Source organism: Pseudomonas sp. Q1-7, assembly GCF_028010285.1.
In the GTDB taxonomy this organism is placed as follows: Bacteria; Pseudomonadota; Gammaproteobacteria; order Pseudomonadales; family Pseudomonadaceae; genus Metapseudomonas.
In genome coordinates this window covers 727,584-746,631 of sequence record NZ_CP116304.1, presented here as the reverse complement: position 1 = coordinate 746,631, position 19,048 = coordinate 727,584, and the positions used below count along the sequence as shown (strand labels likewise).

Genomic DNA, 19,048 nt, shown 5'->3' with positions numbered 1-19,048 from the left:
CCCACTGAACCTAAGCCCTGTTTCATGACCCAGATGAGGTTTTCCGCGGCAAACGCAAGCAGACCCGGCGCGAGCGCTTTCTGGCGGAGATGGAACGGGTGGTGCCCTAGGCAGGGCTGTTGACACTGATCGAGCCGTTCTACCCCAAGGCGGGCACTGGCCGTCCGCCGTATCCGCAGGACACCACGCTGCGCATTCACCTGCCGCGAAACTGGTTCGCCCTCAGCGATCCGGCGATGGAGGAAGCGCTGTACGAGATCACCTCGTTGCGTCAGTTTGCCAAGCTGTTGCTGACCCACGGGAGCATCCCGGACGACACAACGATCATGAATTTCCGCCACCTGCTGGAGCAGCACGGATTGGCGGCGGGCATTCTGGCAGTAATCAATGACCGCCTGGGTGAGCGCGGGCTGTTGCTGAGCCAGAGCACCACTGTCGATGCCCCCATCATCCTTGCGCCGAGCTAGACCAAGAACCGGGAAGGCCAGCGTGATCCGCAGATGCACCAGACGAAGAAGGGTAACCAGTGCAACTTCGGCATGAAAGTGCATATCGGCGCCGATGCCGAGTCCGGCCTGGTACACAGCATCGTGGGTACGGCAGCCAACGTGGCCGATGTCACCTAGGTCGACCAGTTGCTGCACGGCGTGAGGCCATCTGGCAGATGGCGGCCCGGTGCAGCCCCTACAAGCAGTTGAGCAAACGCAGTGCCCTGTACAAGGCCAAGCGCAAAATCGAGAAGACCAAGGCGCAGGCACGGGCCAAGGTCGAACACCCGTTTCGGGTGATCAAGCGCCAGCTTGGGTACGTGAAGGTACGCTTCCAGGACCTGGCCAAGAAAACCGCGCCGATGGTCACCTTGTTCGCCCTGTCGAATCTCTGGATGGTGCCTCGACAATTGCTGGCTGATGCGGGCGAAGCAAGCCTGTAAATCGCTGAAACCAGGGCGAAACCCTGGTTTCTGGTGAAGTCTGCCCCCCGAAGTCCGGGCTGAAAAGCGATCAGGTCCCCAATCGGCTGCGCGTGGCTAACTTGTTCGGAGTTTCCCTAACGGGGGACTTTTCTGGAGCAGAAAAACGGCCGGTGAGGACCGGCCGTTAAGTCACAAGCACTGGGCAAGCTAATGGTGAGATTAGGCCTTCAGTTCGTCCATAACACTGAGAACAGCTTTATAGGCAATATCTACAATCCGATCGACTTCCTTCTCGGAAGTAACCAGCGGCGGAGCGAAGCCAAGGATGTCGCCGTGCGGCATGGCTCGAGCTATGAGGCTGCGATCCCGAGCGGCTTTGGAGACACGGGCGCCGATCTTGAGTGCAGGATCGAATCGCTTCTTGGTTGCCGGATCCGCGACGAACTCGATTGCCGCCATCATGCCTACACCGCGGACTTCACCCACGATCGGCAGGCCGGCGAAGGTTTCCTGCATCGATTTTTGGAAGTACGCACCAACACGGCTGACGTGACCGGGAATGTCTTCCTGTTCGACAATGTCCAAGACCGCGTTGGCCGCGGCGACACCGATGGGGTGGCCCGAGTAGGTGTAACCATGGGAGAAGGCGCCCACGCGATCGGCGCCCTCTTCCATCACCTGGTACACCTTCTCGCCAACGATCGACGCGGAGAGCGGAGCATAAGCCGAGGTCAGCCCTTTTGCGACGGTTATCAGGTCCGGCTCGATGCCATACTTCTCGCAACCGAACATGGCGCCGGTGCGGCCGAAGCCGGTGATGACTTCGTCGGCAATCAGGAGGATGTCATACTTCTTCAGTACCGGCTGAATCGCAGCCCAGTAGCCAGCCGGCGGCGGGGTAATGCCGCCGGTACCCAGGACAGGTTCGGCGATGAAGGCGCCGATGGTGTCCGGGCCTTCGCGCAGGATCAGCTCTTCCAATTCTTGGGCGCGGCGAGCGGAGAATTGCTCTTCGGTCTCGCCCGGCTCCGCGCCCCAGTAATAGTGCGGAACACCTGTACGCAGGATGCCCGACACCGGCAGGTCCATGTAGTCGTGATAGAAGCTCATGCCGGTCATCGAGCCGGACACTACGGAGCAACCGTGGTAGCCGCGATCACGAGCGATGATTTTCTTCTTCTTTGGCAAGCCGCGCAGATTGTTGTAGTACCAGACGATCTTCGCTTGGGTTTCGTTGGCGTCAGAACCGGACAGGCCGTAAAACACCTTGCTCATCTTGCCGGGCGCCATGCGCACCAGACGATCGGAGAGGCGAGCCAACTCCTCCGTAGTGTGGGCAGCATAGGAGTGGTAGTAGGCGAGCTTGTGGGCCTGGCGGGAAATTGCTTCCGCCACTTCGGTACGACCATATCCCACGTTCATGCAGTACAAGCCTGCAAAGCCGTCGATGTACTCACGGCCAGTCGCATCGGTGATGCAAATGCCTTTACCAGTCTCCACGATGGTTGGATCACCGAGCTTTCCGCTCGCGAAATCCTTCAAGTGAGTAAAAGGGTGCAGTACCGCGCCGCGGTCCTGAGCTGCGATCAGATCTTGAGTTTGCTTATCCATGATGGGTCTCCTGGGATTAAAGGCCGCCGACGCAGACGTATTTAAGCTCCATGTACTCCGCCAAACCGTGCGTGGAGCCTTCCCGGCCGAGGCCGGATTGTTTCCAGCCGCCAAAAGGAATCGGCGCGCCGGTAAATTTGGGGGTGTTCAGCGCCACCATTCCGTACTCAAGGCGATCAGACATTCGCGAAGCACGACGCAGGTCATTGGTGTACACGTAGGCAGCGAGGCCGAACTCTGTGTTGTTTGCACGACGAATAACTTCGTCTTCGGTATCGAACGGCATCACAGCGGCTACTGGACCGAAAGTTTCCTCAGTGGCGATGTCCATTTCTTCAGTCACGTCAGCCAGGACAGTCGGGGTGACGAAGCAATTGCCTAGGGCGTTATCCATACCGCCGGTCACTACGCGCGCGCCAAGAGAAATGGCATTGCCGATGTGATCGCGGCACTTGTTGGCAACCGTTACGCGTGTCATCGGACCGATGTCGACGTTTTCCGCTAATCCGTGGCCGACCTGCAGCTCGGTAGTAGCCTTAGCAAATGCAGTAACGAAGGACTCATAAAGCGAGCGGTGAACGTAGATGCGGTTGGCCGCCAGGCAGTCCTGCCCCGAGGTGGCAAACTTGGCACCGATGCAGCCGGCCACTGCCTCATCGATCGAGGCATCCTCGAACACGATGAAGGGCGCATGCCCGCCGAGTTCGAGGGACACCTTCTTAACGGTATCCGCAGACTGCCGAAGCAGAATTCGGCCTACCTCTGTCGAGCCCGTAAAGCTGAAGGCGCGGACCTCAGATCGCTGCATCAGCCGCGCCGAAAGCTTGGGCGCATCGCCGGTAACCACTTGGAATACTCCTTTGGGAATACCGGCTTCCTCAGCCAGCTTGGCCAGCGCAAGTGCAGACAAAGGGGTTTCCGGCGCTGGCTTGACCACCATTGTGCAGCCAGCCGCCAGCGCCGCGCCCGCCTTACGGGTAATCATTGCGCTAGGGAAGTTCCACGGTGTAATGGCTGCGGTCACACCGATTGGCTGCTGGCGTACGGCTAATTGACTGCCGCTCAGATGGCTCGGAATGGTCTCCCCATAGCAACGTTCGCCCTCTGCTGCGAACCAGTCGAGGAAAGCAGCCGCATAAGCGATTTCGCCCCGTGCCTCTTTGAGCGGTTTGCCCTGCTCCGCAGTCATGATCACTGCGAGATCTTCGCTGTGTGAGCGCATCAGAGCTCCCCAGCGGCGCAGGATGGTGCCACGCTCGACTGGTAGGCGGTCGCGCCAGGTATGGAAAGCCTGGGTAGCAGCTTCCACGGCAGCATCGATCCAGCGCACATCGCAATGTGCGACCTGGGCGATTGTCCCGCCGGTGGCCGGATCGAACACCGGTAGGCGTCCTTCGCCAGCGACCCACTGGCCATCGACATAGGCACGCGTTTCGAGCAAATCAGGACGGCTCAGCTTTGCCAGCGCAGCTTGAGCAAAGTTCTTCATGATTTATGTTCCCACCATCTTGTTGACAGGCTGATGGGCACACTATATGTGTGTGGTCACATCTGGATTCAGCGTTGCTCTGCGCGTACACGCCGTTATCCTGCGTTTTTTTTAGCAATACGAAGGAAATCTGCATCATGGCTTTGGATCGCATCGACGTCAGCATTCTCAATGCCGTACAACGCAATAACCGCATGACTTCCGACGAGCTCAGCGAACTGGTGGGGCTTTCGCCCACGGCATGCCAGCGTCGCCTCAAATCATTGCGAGGCACTGGGGTGATCGAGGGTGACGTGTCGATCGTGTCGCCTAAGGCAGTGGGGCGGCACGTATTCATGTTGGTGTTGGTGTCGCTGGAGCGCGAGCGCGCCGACATCATCGACCGCTTCAAGAGCGCGATTCGAAGTACGCCGGAGGTGATGAACGGCTTCTATGTCACCGGCGACGCAGACTTCGTCCTGGTGATCACCGCTAAGAACATGGAGGACTACGAACAATTCACACGCCGATTCTTCTACGAAAACCGCGATATCAAGAGCTTCAAGACTCTGGTGGTAATGGACCGGGTCAAGGCTGGCTTTATGATTCCGATCGAGCCAATGGACAGCTAACACACAGTCAGGACTATGGCTGAGCGACTGGGGGATCGGGTATTGGACATTCCTTTGTAACGACCAATAGCCAACAGCAATAAAGGTTGCGAAAAGACCTGGTTGGCTCGCCTTTGGTAAAGACCAGCAAATCCCGCTGCCTGGCTGCTCAGGGCCAGGAAAAGGAATTCGTTAGCAACAAGAAGATGAGTTTAGCGCGGCAGCCTGCCCTCGACGGGATAACTTGGGTCCGTGTAACCCGGCGTGGAACAGTGGCCCGGGGGCACCAAGTTATCAACCAGCTTTTCGTCGTCGGTGCTGATCTTCACCTCCAGCGCGTCCATATAGCTGTCCCATTGCGACTCAGTGCGCGGTCCAGCGATAGTTGAACTGACCATCTGGTTGTTAAGCACCCAGGCCAAGGCGAAAGCAACGGAAGAAGTGCCGCGCGCTGCGGCGTGCGAGGCAATAGCTTGCGCGATGTGAAGCGATTCTAATCGCCACTCGGTCTGCTGGATGCGCTTATCACCACGACCGACTCGACTGTCTGCGGGCGGCGTCAATTCAGCATCATACTTTCCAGTTAGAACTCCGCGTGCCAACGGGCTGTAAGGCACCACACCGAGGCCGTAGTGGTACGCCGCAGGCAACTGCTCAACCTCAACAGTGCGGTTCACAATGTTATACAAGGGCTGACTAGCCACGGGGCGGTCAATACCTATCTGATCCGCCAAACGCGCCACCTCGGCGATGTACCAGCCGCGGAAGTTAGAGACAGCGAAGTAACGGACCTTGCCCTGACGAATGAGGTCGCCGACAGCCCGAACGCCCTCTTCCAGGGTCACGCCGGGTACTGCTCGGTGAAAATAGAGGATGTCGATATAGTCGGTGCCCAGTCGTTTCAGACTGGCTTCAACGGCCTGATAGATCCATTTGCGCGACTGCCCCTGAGCGTTGGGCCCCACGGAAGAAGGGGAACCGAACTTGGTAGCAAGCACCCAGTTGTCGCGATGCGCAGCGATGGACCGGCCAACGATCTCTTCCGAGCGCCCGCCGGTGTAAACATCGGCGGTGTCAATGAAATTAACCCCCTGATCATATGCCTTGTCGATGATGCGCTGGGAGGTCAGCTCGTCAGTCACACCACCGAACATCATAGTACCAAGGCATAGCGGGGATACTTTTAAGGCACTTCGGCCTAGGTAACGGTATTCCATTTTGCCCACCTCAAAAACCTGGAAAAATCAAATATATAAATAGAATTGCCAGCCCGTAGGCTGGCAACTAACAGCAAGAGGCAAAACGCACAACCATGAAATCAAGAAACCACAAGGATAAAATTCACCCACGCCCTCACATAAAACATAGATTAAAATCAAACCAAAGCAGCCACTTGAGCATCCTTATTTCGGTAATTACCGATTTTGCTCAAATACTTCACGAGCGCAACGGAAACTATCGATCGCTGCAGGGACCCCCGCATATATTGCTGCCTGCAGAAAAACTTCACGAATTTCTTCCTTCGTGACGCCATTATTAAGGGCTCCTCGAATATGCAATTTCAACTCATGAGGACGATTTAGAGCAGTCATCAGTGCCAAATTGAGCAGACTGCGTGTCCGCCGATCCAGACCAGGTCGATTCCAGACGTCACCCCAGCAGTATTGGGAGACCAATTCTTGCATTGGCATATTGAAATCGTCTGCGCTGGCGAGAGCAGCATCGACATAGGCATCACCCAAAACCTCGCGCCGAGTCTTTATACCCTTTTCGAACAATTCCTGATTCATAGAGACCTCCGACTGAAACTCTTTACATACCGGAATATGAGCATCGGGGCGTTAACGGTCGATACCGTAGTACGCCCTGATGTGTGGCACACATTTTCCGTGTCACCCTGAGCGCGACACGGCGTGCCTTACGTCAATTGGCCTTCTTCGCCACATCTACCCATTGATCGAACTGGGACTTGTTGCTAGCGATCCACTCATCTGAAAGCTTTCTAATCACCTCAGCAGAGCCACCGTCTTTGCTAATGGTACTTTCCCAGTGCGACCAGGTATTTGTGGGAAAATTGACCTGCTGAATCAGTGCTTTGACTGCTGGGTTAGAGGCCAGGAACTCCTTATTCACTACGGTGCGATAGTTCCAGGACGCCATCGCCATGCGGCAAGGATTCGCTCCACCTGCGCAACCCTGAACGTCGTTAACCAACGCAGAGCCCTGATTCGGAATATTTGGCGGGAGAGCATCCTTTGGCGTTGGCAGCCATACGACGTCAACACCCGGTACCAAGGAGTTGGTCATCCAAGATGGACTCCAGGCATAGAAAAATGCTGGTTTTCCACTTCTAACCTTCCCAACAACATCCGCCATCAGTGCTTCATATTTGCCGCGCACCTGCTTGACGTTTTGTTTCAGGCCGAATTTATCCATCTGATAATCTATAACCGTACTGCAACTCCACGATGGGTCACAACTGGTCAGATCGGCCTTGCCATTTTGTCCAAAAATACCGGCGATCTTTGGATCACTCATTTGCTCCAAGCTAGTGATGTTGTGAGCAAGTGCAGTCTTCTTATCGATGAGGTAACCGTTGATTCCTCCACCGACAATCATGCCATCGCCGACCAACTCGGCCTGTTGAGCGACGGCTTTAAATCCAGGCTCACGCTGCGGGAGGGTGATATCGGTGGAGATATCCATGTCCCCTTGGGCCACGGCCGGGAAGAAAAGAGTATTATCCAATGTCGTAAGCCTAACTTGGTACCCAAGCGCCTTAAAAGCATCGGAAACAATTTGCGCAACTACGTAATTCCCGCCCAGACTACTATCTTGCGCATAGCGAATCGTTTTTCCATCGCCCGGAAGCGCCTGCGCGTGCACCGCGCCTGCTATCGAAAATACCGCCGCACCTAAAATTACAATCTTTGAGAACACTTTCATCGCTGTTTACCTTCTTAATGCTATTTAATATTTTTATACGCGCACTAGCATAAAGCAGCAGAACAAGACCAACACTCTCTATAGCTGTTTCAGTTTCTCTCCAGACGTTTGCGAAATCACGCTCTCTCCGCGAAAACAACGTTTAAGCACTGCGCAGAAAGTCATATGTTTTTTAGGGCGTGTTTTTCCCAGCTCCTGGGAAAACCGATCAAGCATCATTGCTAGCAACACAATTGCAATACCACCAATCGCTGCGCCACCAACGTCCAACCGTCCAATACCCTGAAGTACCAGCAGCCCCAGGCCTTCTGCACCGATCATTGAAATCACAACCGACATCACCATCGCTGTCAGCACAGTTTGGTTAAGACCTCCGAGGATTGTCGGCATCGCGAGCGGAAGTTGTACTTCCCAAAGAAGCTGCCACTTGTTCGCGCCGAACGACTGGCCTGCTTCGACAATTTCTGGCTCAACCATGGAAATACCGAGTTGAGTGAAACGGATAAGAGGCGGCATCGCAGCTGTGACCACTGCCACTTCACCAGGCACATTACCGACACCGAACAGCATGACAACTGGAACCAGATATACGAAGGTCGGCGTCGTCTGCATGATGTCCAACAACGGCCTAACTACCATCCATGCACGCTGACTTTGCGCACACCAGATGCCAATCGGAATACCAATGACCGCGCAGAACAGGATGGCTGTCGTGATCAGTGATAGCGTCGTCATTGCTTCCGACCACACACCCAGCATTGCGATCGAGAGATAGACAACGAAACTGAAAAGCGCGACGCGCAAACTGGCCAAGCGCCAGAAGAACAAGAACGTCATAACCACCATGACTGGAAATGGCGTAGCGTGGAACACTCCATCAATGAAATTCAGCAGCTGCTCAACTGGCCACTTAATCGTTGAAAACAATGGACGAAAGTTCTGCGCAATCCATTCAACACCGCCTTGAATCCACTGAGCTACCGGAAGTACTGCGAGTTGGTCGGCATTAAGCATGATGTACCTCTGCGCCACTACCAGCGCCGATTCGTGCGAGGATATGCCCCGCGTCCAAGAACCCAACGAGTCTGCCGTTGTCATCGGTAACCCCGATGGGGTTACCGTGGATGCATTGGAGGGCAACATCTACGAGGCGCGTCGTTGTCGGGACACAAGCGAATTGCTTGTTTGGAACAGGTATTCCCTGACCACTACAGGTCATCGCAACCTCTTGACCAGTTAGGGTGCCTAGGACCCGTTGTTCCCCATCGAGCAGGAAGCCAGGATCTTCCCCACCTAGACCGACCCCCATCAGGGTCTGACCGGCCCCTTGCCAGACAGGCGAAAGAACGGTCATCACAGAGCCCGCATCGAACAGTCGAGCGCGGTCAACCTCTCGCGTGAACCCGGCTACGTAGTCGCTTCTTGGGTCGAGCACAATGGATTGCGGGGTACCCTCACGGACAACCTGCCCCTCAGACATGATCGCGATGCGCGTACCGAGTTTCAGCGCCTCTTGAAAATCATGCGTGATGAAGAGAATCGTCTTCTGGAGTGTGCGTTGGAGGCGAAGGAGTTCGTCCTGCATTTCGGTTCGGATCAGCGGATCCAGCGCGCTGAATGCCTCATCCATAATCAGGACATCGGCATCGGTCGCTAACGCTCGCGCAAGCCCCACACGCTGTCGCATGCCGCCACTGAGCTCATGCGGCATGTGATACGACCACTTAGACAGGCCTACTACACTGAGAACCTCTTCAGCACGCTGGCGACGTTGCGCGGCCGGCATGCCTCGCATCTTCAATCCAAACTCAACGTTCTCGATCACACGCCGATTGGGGAGCAGGCCAAAGTGCTGAAAAACCATCGAGATTCTATTTCTTCTAACTTCGCGTAAAGCCGCCTCACCAAGTGCGCAGATATCCTCTCCATCAAGCAGGATTTTCCCTGCGCTTGGTTCATTTAGGCGGTTGATACAACGGGCAAGAGTCGACTTCCCTGACCCCGAAAGCCCCATGATCATGTAAATGGCGCCGGAAGGAACTTTGAGCGACACATTGTCCAGGCCAACAACTTGGCTGAGCTCTTCAAACACTTCGGCCCTGCCCTTTCCATGACGAAGCAACTCCAGCGCGGGCCCCGGCTTGTCACTGAAAATTTTATAGAGATTTTCGACTACCAAGCGATCAGTCATAGCTGCGTCTCCTGATTTGTAATTGGATAATTAGAGAACTCTGGCAGCGGGGAAAAATCAGCCGGGGTTAGAATCCGGTTCTCGGCATGCTCAATAAACTGAGCTAACCGTGGAATAAACGCTTGCCAACGGGGGTCTTCAGCCAATTGACGGCGCCGATTCGCTCTATCCTCAAGACTCGCATATGCCCACATATGCGTAATTTGGCTTAGAACACCAATCTCTGTAGTGAAGTAGCCAACCAAGCGGCCCAGGATTGGCCGCTGAATAGCCAATCCTTCATCACGAACCAGTTCCAAGTAGCTTGACATCGAGCCGCTTTTTATTCGATAGATGCGTTCTTCGATGATCATTGTTATTTCTCCAACTTATCTTCAGTGAAGAAACTACGCATTAAGTTGGCGACCAGATCCGGGGCCTCAAGCAATATTGAGTGCCTAAGGCCAGGGAGAACTTCCAGTTTCGAGTCTGTAATGCATTCGTGCATGAAGCGCGCCATGCGCGGATTTGATCCGGAGTCCTCCTCACCAGTGGCGATCAGTGTCGGAACCTTGATCTGATCAATAAAACCGCCGTAGTCGGTTTCCGCCAGCACTCGATACGCAGCGGCGTAGCAATCCGGATCATTCTCGGCATTGCGTTGCCGCAGATAGGCAATTAACTCAGGGTTTTTGGCCTGGAAAGCCTCGGACAGCCAACGCGATACAGAAGCATCATAATGCGATCCGCGATCGCCACTCTGCAGAGCCGCCAAACGTTGCATCACACGGGCACGCTCTTCGCGAGTACGGCCGGATACGGTGGCGAGCAGCGCTAGGCGCTGCAGGCGGTGCGGATGCGAAAGCACCAAACGCTGTGCGATTAAACCGCCCAGTGAGAACCCAGCGAGGTTGAACGTTTCGAATCCCACGTGCTCTGCCAGGGCGAGCGTATCCCCGACAAAGTCGTCAATCTCATATCGACCGCGTACCCGCGACGAGCGTCCATGTCCGCGGAGGTCAAAGCTCAAGATACGGAAGTCATCGCTCAGGCGGCTTGCGACGTTGTCCCAAGCCTCCAGATAGGAACCCACACCGTGAATACAAATAAGCGGACGTGGACCTTGTCCCTGCAACCGATAATTGAGCTCGACGCCTCCTACGATCAATGTGCCCTGCGTCCAGGTTGAGAGCACAGAATTGGCTGGAGTCAGCATGCTAATAGCTCCCCTAGCGTGCGTCAGCCGACGTGGCGCGCTTTGCGTGCGCGATCGGCGAAATGCGGCATGACCTCGTCAATGAACAGCCGGAGGGTCTTCTCCTGCAGTTCAAACGGCAGGTTGAACGCAAGCCCGAGGCAGAACTGATCCACACCCTGGGCCTCGTAAATCTCCAGCTTGCGGATCACCTCGTCCGGAGTCCCGAACATGAGGTTTTCGCGAATCGCGGCCGGGTTGTAGCTATCCCGGTTAGCCACTTTTTCATAGGGCACCGCTTCCGGGAAACCATTCGTCACCGTCCCGACGTTCTGCATGAGATTCTCGAACGCGCGTCCGTAATCGATGCTGTGCCGAACCGCCACCTCCCAGTCTTGTTCACGGTCGTAGACGCAGGTACGGCGCTGCATCATGAAGCGAGGACGGGGGACTTCGGGGTGGTCTGCTACCGCCTTGCGGAATTTCTCACCCAGCACCGCAACTTCGGACGCAGGCGCGGACAGCGGAGTGGAGAGGATGTTTGCCCCTATGCTCACGGCCCAATCGAAGCTGCCGGGATCGCGAGTAGCAACCCAGATGGGTGGATGAGGCTGCTGCAGGGGTTTGGGTACGGATGTAGCGACAGGAAACTTCCAATAATGCCCGTCGTGAGCGTAGTCCCCTTCCCACAGTTTTTTCACCGCGGGAACCAGCTCCTTCATGTAGGCCACACCCTCTTGCTGGGGGATGCCGCCAGCCATGCGATCGAACTCGTATTGGTAGGCGCCACGAGCAATACCGAACTCCAGTCGGCCACCGGTCAGGTGATCGCACATGGCTGCTTCACCGGCCAGGCGAAGTGGCGACCAATACGGAGCCACTAGCGTTCCGGTTCCCAGGCGAATGTTCTCTGTATGCTGAGCAAGCCAGGTAAGGGTCATGAAGGGGTTAGGCGAAACACAGCACTCGAGAGTATGGTGCTCGGCGGTCCAGAGAGTTTCGAAACCACCCTCGTCAGCGATGCGAGCCAATTTTAGAAAGTTCTTAACCTTATCGCTCATCAGGTCTTGCGGCGAAAATCGTTCCATATAGATCGAAACTGCGAACTTCATTTTTATTCTCCTGGAAAGTGGATATCGGCCAAGTAGCTCTTAGCGCAGACGAATAACGAAGGGATCCTGCATCGCACCGGAGTAGTCGATGAGCACGTTTTTCAACCGTGAGAATTCCCGCATTACTTCGAAACCGCCGCGAGTGCCGTAACCACTATGTTTCACCCCACCATTTGGGGACATGTACGCTGTGGAACGATATGTGTTGATCCATACGGTGCCGGCGTCGACCTCACGCGCAAATCGCATTGCGCGACTGATATCCTTGGTCCAAATTCCAGCTGCCAGGCCGTAATCAGTCGCATTAGCCAACTCGATCAGCTCCTCCTCGGTTTCAAACGGAATTACACCAACCACGGGGCCAAAGATTTCGTCTTGCATGAAGCGCATGTCGTTTCGGGCGTGGGTTATGACCGTCGGCTCGTAGTACCAGCCACCACTAAGCTCATTGCGCTCCGGGCGCTTGCCACCGATGGCGACTTTAGCCCCCTCCTGGACAGCGGAATTCACGTAGTAGCCAACCTTGTCCAATTGCGCAGCCAATGCGAGTGGGCCGATGTCGGTATCTTCTAGAGTCGGGTGCCCGACTTTGATCCGGCTAGTGCGCTCGACCAGTGCTTCCACAAACTGCTCATACACCGACGCTTCGACGAAGCAGCGAGAACCGGCTACGCACGTTTGACCGGCGGCGGCGAACACACCGGCTACGACGCCGTTCACGGCATGGTCAATATCAACGTCGCCAAACACTACGTGAGGAGACTTACCGCCGAGCTCCATCTGGCAGGACACCAAGTTCTGGGCGGCATTAGTGGCGATCTTGCGTCCAGTTACCGTGCTGCCGGTAAAAACAAGCTTCGCTACCCCGGGATGACGGCTCAGCGCTTCGCCAGTGGTCGGGCCATCGCCAGTTACCACGTTGATCACGCCAGGCGGAATTCCGGCCTCGATGGCTAGCTCGGCCAGTGCGAGCGTAGAGGCACTGGTGTGCTCTGACGGTTTGATTACGACCGTATTGCCAATTGCAAGGCACGGAGCCAGGGTTCCCGTGAGCAGCATCAGCGGGGAGTTCCATGGGGTAATCATGCCGACAACGCCGATGGGCTCGCGGACGTTGAAATTTAGCGAATCGAGTTTGTTGACCGGTATTGTGTCGCCCTGGAGTTTGTCTGCCATGCCGGCGAAGTAATAAAATGAGTCCGGAAGTCCGCGCATTTGCGCGACCATTTCTTTAAGCAGCTTGCCGTTGTCTCGACACTCGATCTGCGCGAGCTCATCCGCATGGGCTGCCACTAGGTCGCCGAGTCGGCGAACAAGTTTTCCTCGCTCAGTTTGCGTCATTCGACGCCACGCCGGATTCTTGAGCGCGTTTTGTGCAGAATGCACAGCCTCGTCAACATCCACGGCGTCAGCTTGAGAGAATTCGTACCACGGTTCACCAGTTGTAGGATCGTAACTCGGTACGAACTCGCCGCTGTGCGAATCCGTAAATTTCCCGTCGATGAACAGCTTCTGCCGGGAGCCCTGCAGATTTTCTATAGTTGTTTTCATTATTTAACTCCTGATATCAAACCTTACTTGCCTGATCCCACGACTGCGCATCACCCACCATCGCGACACGCCCGCCATCTTGAGAATCCATGTAAATTCCAAAACTTCCCCTTTCGGTTTCATGGGCATAACGCCGCAGCATTGCGCGAACCTCGCGGGATGCGATGTCGCCATAGGGAAGTTGATCGAGCGGGAAGAAGCGGAACTGTTCAGGTAGTGCGCACACCGAGAGTGCTTGCCCAAGTTTGGCTCGATAGATCAGGTAGCCCGGATCGTTGTCGGCGATATCGAAAACGGAATACAGGAAGGTATCGTGCGGTACGAGTGCGAGTTCATTGCCGCCAGCAAGCGGGAGTCGATCCTCCCTCAGACGACGCGAAGCACTCGGCAGTACCCAACCGCCCTTACCGTCCTGTGCCAGCAGGACGCTTCCCTCTGCTTCGATGAGATAGCCCACAATCATGTCGTTCGCGGACAGCCAACCTGGCGGTAGCGGATCCTTGACCTGGGCGTATCTCCCGCGACAAAAACCCAGAGGCGCTACCGGGCTCGTACCGAATGCAAGAATGCGTCCGATCAGAATGATGTGATCGCCAGCATCGATACAGTTATGAACCTTGCAGTCGAACCAGGTTAGGCAGTCAGTGAGCACCGGTGCTCCAGTGTGCACCGCGTCGTACCCTACCGACCCGAACTTATCGATCGCCTTGGAAGCAAACAGATTGGAGATATCAGTTTGCCCGTCGTGCAGCAGATTGACGGCAAAGTTTGAGGTTTCCTGAAAGACGGGGTAGCTAGATGCGCCTTTGCCGATACACACCAGCAGCAAGGCAGGATCAAGCGAAACCGACGTGAAGGAGTTAGCGGTCATCCCCCTCGGACGCCCCTGCTCGTCGTTTGTTGTGACTACTGTCACCCCCGTAACGAAGGTGCCAAATGCCCGACGCAAAGCCATTGGGTCAATGGCCTTCAGGTCGTCCTCGACGTCAATTTGCATGTAAATCACCTCAAAATGCGATTGCATTGAGGCGAACTATATGCGCCGAAATTTGGGGTTTCTTCCTACTCTTCGGAGGAAAAATTGATTAAATATTCTCCGCTTCGGAGCAAGTCTTCCCGTGAAGCAAGGAAAGCATGCAGCCCAGCCAATGACTCTGCCGCTTCACCCGCAGCAGAGCCAAGCAGAGGTTGCCGCGGCAGCTATCGAATGCAGCCCTTAAGGGCTGCCAGTAGCCATGCATGACCAATCCTCCTATTTGGCTTCATCGCACTCTCGATGCTCCGAATGCTCTAGGTCGGGCTCACGGAAAAACGACAGCGCTCGGCGAGACGAGGTTGCCCAACCCTATGGTTGACAAGCTCTGAGCTGATAGGGGAATGCCTAAGCTAGGCTCACATCTGGTTCAGCTAGGAGAGGTTCGGCCATAGATCCTGACTCCGAGCAGAGTGGACATTGAAGTGAGACTTCCCTGCCCTCCCCTTAAGGTCTCTTTTTGGAGGATGCATCAGGATTCACGGGGTTTCCGGTCAGCTGATGAAGGTGAATAGCCAGCTCGAGGGCGAAGCGACGCTCGGGTAACTCCACCTCAATGCCAAACAGTTCCTGGATACGTGACAGCCGATAGCGCAGCGTCGTGACATGCAAACCCATGGCATCGGCACAATGTTGACTGCGGCAGCCTGAACGCAGGTAGGCCGCAAGCGTCTCCAGATAGGGAGAGGCGTTGCGCTGATCATATTCGACCAACTTGCCAATTGTTCCGGTGACGAAACTACGCACATCCGCAGAGTCCGCAGCACCGATTAGGACAGGCAAGGGACCAAGGTCAGGCATTTCCAGAACGCCACTTCGCCCAAAATTGCGCGCGACGCGGATCATCCGCCAGCATCGCTCCCACTCCCTAGCCAATGGTTCTATTCCCTCGAAGACTTCACCGAGCACAACAATAGGCTCATGGCCAAGCAAGCGTCCTAATGCATCCGAAATGCGCCGTGCTAGCCGAGCTTCTGCGACAACCTCTTGTTCGTGTTCATGAGGCACTAGGCAAACAAAACCACTACCTACCGTGACTACGTGCATCGAGACACTCTGCTGCCTGGCAAGCTGGGTGACCGCTCTATGGGATTCAAGGGCTAAATTACTGCTTTGGCCAACATGGCCTGAAAAATCCACCACGATCATCCGTAGGGGTGCAGATATCGACAACCCTAAGCGACGCGCTCGACTGAGCACATCCTCCTCATCACGAAAGCGGCGCTCCACAATCTCGAAAAACAACTCGGTCAATGTGCGTGTCTCGAAGCGGTAACGGACCACGCTCCGCATGAGCTGCACGCTAAGAGCGAAACACGCATTCTCCAGCAGAAGCTTCTGCAGAGTTGATGGTTGATCTTCGCCAAAAGTCAGCAAGGCCCCAACCAACTCCTCATCGACCGTAAGCGGTTCAATCGTTGCAGCCACTTTAGTATCAGGCCCGATGGGCAGCATGACCGCTGTTTTTTGATGCAGCTGTATCGCATCCCGCACGAAAGTCACCAGCTCACGCCCACCACTGCCGGAAAGCCAACGTTGCCATTTGACGTCATCGTAAATTGCAGACGCCGGAGAACCAGAACCAAGCAAATGGCTAGCCGAGAAATCGGCTACTAGAACTGGGCCGTTTAGTAGTTCACCAAGCGACGAGGTTAAGGCCTCTAGTGATTCGCCTGCGAGTACATCGCGAAGCAAGGAACGCTGCGAACCAAGTATCCGCTGGAGCTCCTCGTTCGCCATCATCTGCGCACGACGACGATGTGCCCGCTCGACAGCAATTGCGCCAAGATCAACAACAGCGGACATGAACGTCTGGTCTTCCTCGCTCACCTCGCGCACCGTACGCGAGATGACAGTCAGCACCATCGGCCGCCCCTCAGCATCGCAGCTAGACATGGGTAGTGTGAGGACAGTGCGGTAGTTTCTCGCCTGAGCGTCACGCCGGTATCCGGGGAATTGCGATGTCTCAAGAGCATCGCGAATATAGACTGGCTCCCCCTTCTGCAGCGCGATCAGCGATGGACTGGTCGCCAGCTCCCATCGATCTTCGACCTTCTGCGGCAACATGCTGGTCTCGTAACGTGCCAAGACAAGGCCATAGCCGTGCGCCAGATCAATGCACATCACCGAGCCCAGATCCCACCCACCCTGCTGGCAGGCTGACCTAGTCAGCTCCTGCAGCAAAGCTTCTAGGTCCTCGTCTGAGCTGATTTGACTCGCGACGCGGCGCAGGGCCGTGATTTTTTGTTGTTGATCAGGCATCGATTTACTCCAAGACTCTTTCGAAACCTACCCGAAAACATAGGAAAAATAAAAGAATCTTCCGCCGAACCGGCGGAAGATTTCCTATTCATCGGTGGATAGCATTGCTCCAGTTGCTGGACGCACACAACGACTTCCCCCTAGCACTTGGAGGCTTCAATGAAGGCTGACATTCGAAAAATCGCCACATTTATCGAGACGACATACAACGAGGGCGGCAAGGATGCTGAGCGGCCTATCACCTCAGTCGTGGTGGCCGCTGTCGTTCGCAACCCATGGGCAGGTCAAGGTTTTGTAGAGGATCTGCGTCCTCAGATCCTTCGGTTGGCGCCCGGGTTAGGCGAGATCATGACTCAACAGCTGATTAGCCACATGCCTGCAGATCGAGTGCAGGCTTATGGCAAGGCGGCAGTGGTCGGGGTAAACGGCGAGATTGAGCACGCTTCGGCGCTGATCCACACGCTGCGCTTCGGTAATGTGTTCCGAGAGGCAGTGGAAGGCACCGCTTTCCTCAGCTTCATCAACACACGCGTCGGCCCTGGTGCTTTGCTGTCGGTACCGATGATCCATAAGTCGGAGTCTGGCAAACGCTCGCACTTCATCACTTCGACCTTCCAGATTGCAGATGCACCTGCGCCTGATGAAATCGTAATTGCCATCGGTGCCGCCGACGGTGGACGTGTCCACCCACGTATCGGTGATCGCTTCCAGGATATGGAAGAGATGGCTGCAGAGAAGGCTTAAGCCTGAACGTGCAGTACTCTCGAGGGGCCAGAGGGCTAGTTACTCCTATCTCGAATTGGCGATGCCGTCTCGGCGCGCAATGCCCGAGCAGCCATTTTCTGCGCGCTTCGTTTTGTGAGGAGTGGGTACGGTATACCCTGCCCACTCCTAAGTTTGATGCCCGCCCCTGGTCAACTTGGCAGCACCACAACTGGTGCCTTATGCACGACGCATTACTGAGAACGCCAATGCGTGCATGGCATCTTTAGGCATAGACTGCTTTCCGCTGCCCTAGCGATCCTCTCCCAGGCCCCCATACTGGTTGTTGTAACTAGGTCTCGGCCAGCCCCGGCGAAAGGGGCTGGCTTTTCTTTCTGAGGCCCAAGCCCGTCGCCCCCTCAACACCGCCATGGCTGGCTATCGCTCGCCGCGCCGCCCTTGAAGCTTTCCGTAGCTGAGAGCCACGAGTTGAAGTGCTGGCCAGAGCTACCAACCTGAATGCAGCCAATCAAGCAGGTAGCAGCACGTCCCAGGACTATCGTGAGCCATACGTATTAACCGAGCTGTCAAGCTCGGCCGGACGTGTCAAAAGGGGACGCTACGCGCCCCTCTGCGAATGCCACAGCACAGTCATCCAACAGCCACTGTTATGCCGATCAGTGCAGGATCTGTGCAAGGAAAGCCTTCGCCCGCTCGCTTTTCGGCGCGCTGAAGAAGGTTTCCGGCGGACTGTCCTCAACGATGCGCCCACCTTCCAGGAACAACACCCGCTCGGCCACCTGACGGGCAAAACCCATTTCATGAGTCACGCAGAGCATAGTCATGCCACTACCCGCCAGCTTCACCATCACGTCCAGCACTTCGCCGACCATTTCCGGGTCCAGTGCCGAGGTGGGCTCGTCGAACAGCATGATCTTCGGCTCCATACACAGTGCCCGGGCGATGGCCACACGTTGCTGTTGGCCGCCTGAAAGCTGACTGGGGTACTTGTGCGCGTGGTTCTCGATGCCGACCTTGCGCAAGTACTCGCGGGCGCGCTCTTCCGCCTGGGCGCGCGTGAGGCCGCGCACCGACATAGGCGCGAGGATGCAGTTGTCCAAGACGCTCATGTGTGGGAACAGGTTGAAGTGCTGGAACACCATGCCCACCTCCCGCAGCACGTCGACGCTGCGCCGGGGCTCGGCCATTAGGTCGCAGCCGTTGACGAGAATACGCCCGCCACTGGCACTCTCCAGCTGATTGATGCAGCGGATCAGGGTGGACTTGCCGGAGCCCGAGGGCCCGCAAAGGACAATGCGCTCACCCGGCCGGACCACTAGGTCGATGCCCTTGAGCACGGTGAAGTCACCGTAGTTTTTCTCGAGGCCCTCAATCACCACCGCGGGCGTCTGTGGCGCGGCGGTCAGGTGGGGCGGTTGGGCGGGGGTGGCTTTCATGCTCGATAACATTTTCT

16 protein-coding genes and 1 pseudogene are annotated in these 19,048 nt (G+C 56.0%); 3 read left to right on the top strand and 14 right to left on the bottom strand.

Annotated features, from left to right (window positions below; all coding sequences use genetic code 11):
* The first annotated feature begins 17 nt into the window (after positions 1-17).
* Positions 18-931, top strand: a pseudogene (locus PJW05_RS03325) (IS5 family transposase).
* Between the two features lie 201 nt (positions 932-1,132).
* Here the strand turns inward: PJW05_RS03325 and PJW05_RS03320 are convergent.
* Together PJW05_RS03320 and PJW05_RS03315 are read right to left on the bottom strand one after the other, a co-directional pair.
* On the bottom strand, positions 1,133-2,524 hold the full coding sequence (locus PJW05_RS03320; protein WP_108240842.1) for an aspartate aminotransferase family protein: 1,392 nt from the start codon (positions 2,522-2,524) through the stop codon (positions 1,133-1,135).
* Positions 2,525-2,540: 16 nt separating this feature from the next.
* Entirely contained in the window at positions 2,541-4,013 is a 1,473-nt protein-coding gene (locus PJW05_RS03315; RefSeq protein WP_108240841.1) for an NAD-dependent succinate-semialdehyde dehydrogenase, read from the bottom strand.
* A 137-nt stretch (positions 4,014-4,150) separates the two neighbouring features.
* Here PJW05_RS03315 and PJW05_RS03310 point away from each other — a divergent pair, with 137 nt between their 5' ends.
* Positions 4,151-4,624 (top strand): Lrp/AsnC family transcriptional regulator, encoded by a 474-nt coding sequence (locus PJW05_RS03310; RefSeq protein WP_205579778.1) that lies wholly within the window; start codon positions 4,151-4,153, stop codon positions 4,622-4,624.
* A gap of 191 nt (positions 4,625-4,815) precedes the next feature.
* On the opposite strand, the gene PJW05_RS03305 is transcribed toward PJW05_RS03310, so the two are convergent.
* The 11 genes from PJW05_RS03305 to PJW05_RS03255 form a co-directional block, all read right to left on the bottom strand.
* On the bottom strand, positions 4,816-5,820 hold the full coding sequence (locus tag PJW05_RS03305) for an aldo/keto reductase (protein ID WP_108240840.1): 1,005 nt from the start codon (positions 5,818-5,820) through the stop codon (positions 4,816-4,818).
* A gap of 198 nt (positions 5,821-6,018) precedes the next feature.
* The gene (gene pcaC, locus PJW05_RS03300) at positions 6,019-6,393 is read right to left on the bottom strand and encodes a 4-carboxymuconolactone decarboxylase (RefSeq protein WP_108240839.1); all 375 of its coding nucleotides are present in this window, start codon (positions 6,391-6,393) and stop codon (positions 6,019-6,021) included.
* A 133-nt stretch (positions 6,394-6,526) separates the two neighbouring features.
* Complete coding sequence (gene proX, locus PJW05_RS03295; RefSeq protein ID WP_108240838.1) at positions 6,527-7,549, bottom strand: glycine betaine/L-proline ABC transporter substrate-binding protein ProX; 1,023 nt, start codon at positions 7,547-7,549, stop codon at positions 6,527-6,529.
* Positions 7,550-7,627: 78 nt separating this feature from the next.
* Positions 7,628-8,563, bottom strand: coding sequence for an ABC transporter permease (locus PJW05_RS03290; protein ID WP_108240837.1), 936 nt, complete (start codon positions 8,561-8,563; stop codon positions 7,628-7,630).
* The gene (locus PJW05_RS03285) at positions 8,556-9,740 is read right to left on the bottom strand and encodes a quaternary amine ABC transporter ATP-binding protein (protein WP_108240836.1); all 1,185 of its coding nucleotides are present in this window, start codon (positions 9,738-9,740) and stop codon (positions 8,556-8,558) included. The genes PJW05_RS03290 and PJW05_RS03285 overlap by 8 nt, the downstream gene beginning before the upstream one ends.
* The gene (locus PJW05_RS03280; RefSeq protein WP_108240835.1) at positions 9,737-10,093 is read right to left on the bottom strand and encodes an NIPSNAP family protein; all 357 of its coding nucleotides are present in this window, start codon (positions 10,091-10,093) and stop codon (positions 9,737-9,739) included. Before PJW05_RS03280 ends, PJW05_RS03285 begins: the two co-directional genes overlap by 4 nt.
* 2 nt (positions 10,094-10,095) lie before the next feature.
* Complete coding sequence (locus tag PJW05_RS03275; RefSeq protein ID WP_108240834.1) at positions 10,096-10,935, bottom strand: alpha/beta fold hydrolase; 840 nt, start codon at positions 10,933-10,935, stop codon at positions 10,096-10,098.
* Positions 10,936-10,958: 23 nt separating this feature from the next.
* Positions 10,959-12,026 carry an LLM class flavin-dependent oxidoreductase gene (locus tag PJW05_RS03270; protein ID WP_108240833.1) on the bottom strand — a complete coding sequence of 356 codons (1,068 nt, stop codon included), beginning with the start codon at positions 12,024-12,026 and terminating at the stop codon, positions 10,959-10,961.
* A 39-nt stretch (positions 12,027-12,065) separates the two neighbouring features.
* Positions 12,066-13,577, bottom strand: a complete 1,512-nt coding sequence (locus tag PJW05_RS03265; RefSeq protein WP_108240832.1) for an aldehyde dehydrogenase — start codon at positions 13,575-13,577, stop codon at positions 12,066-12,068.
* A 16-nt stretch (positions 13,578-13,593) separates the two neighbouring features.
* A complete protein-coding gene (locus PJW05_RS03260) occupies positions 13,594-14,574 on the bottom strand; it encodes a flavin reductase (RefSeq protein WP_108240937.1) in 981 nt (326 codons plus the stop codon).
* A 483-nt stretch (positions 14,575-15,057) separates the two neighbouring features.
* Positions 15,058-16,872 carry a helix-turn-helix domain-containing protein gene (locus PJW05_RS03255; RefSeq protein WP_108240831.1) on the bottom strand — a complete coding sequence of 605 codons (1,815 nt, stop codon included), beginning with the start codon at positions 16,870-16,872 and terminating at the stop codon, positions 15,058-15,060.
* Between the two features lie 159 nt (positions 16,873-17,031).
* On the opposite strand from PJW05_RS03255, the gene PJW05_RS03250 reads away from it, so the two are divergent.
* A complete protein-coding gene (locus PJW05_RS03250; protein ID WP_108240830.1) occupies positions 17,032-17,616 on the top strand; it encodes an amino acid synthesis family protein in 585 nt (194 codons plus the stop codon).
* A gap of 635 nt (positions 17,617-18,251) precedes the next feature.
* Here the strand turns inward: PJW05_RS03250 and PJW05_RS03245 are convergent.
* Positions 18,252-19,031, bottom strand: a complete 780-nt coding sequence (locus tag PJW05_RS03245; RefSeq protein ID WP_108240936.1) for an amino acid ABC transporter ATP-binding protein — start codon at positions 19,029-19,031, stop codon at positions 18,252-18,254.
* Between the last annotated feature and the right edge of the window lie 17 nt (positions 19,032-19,048).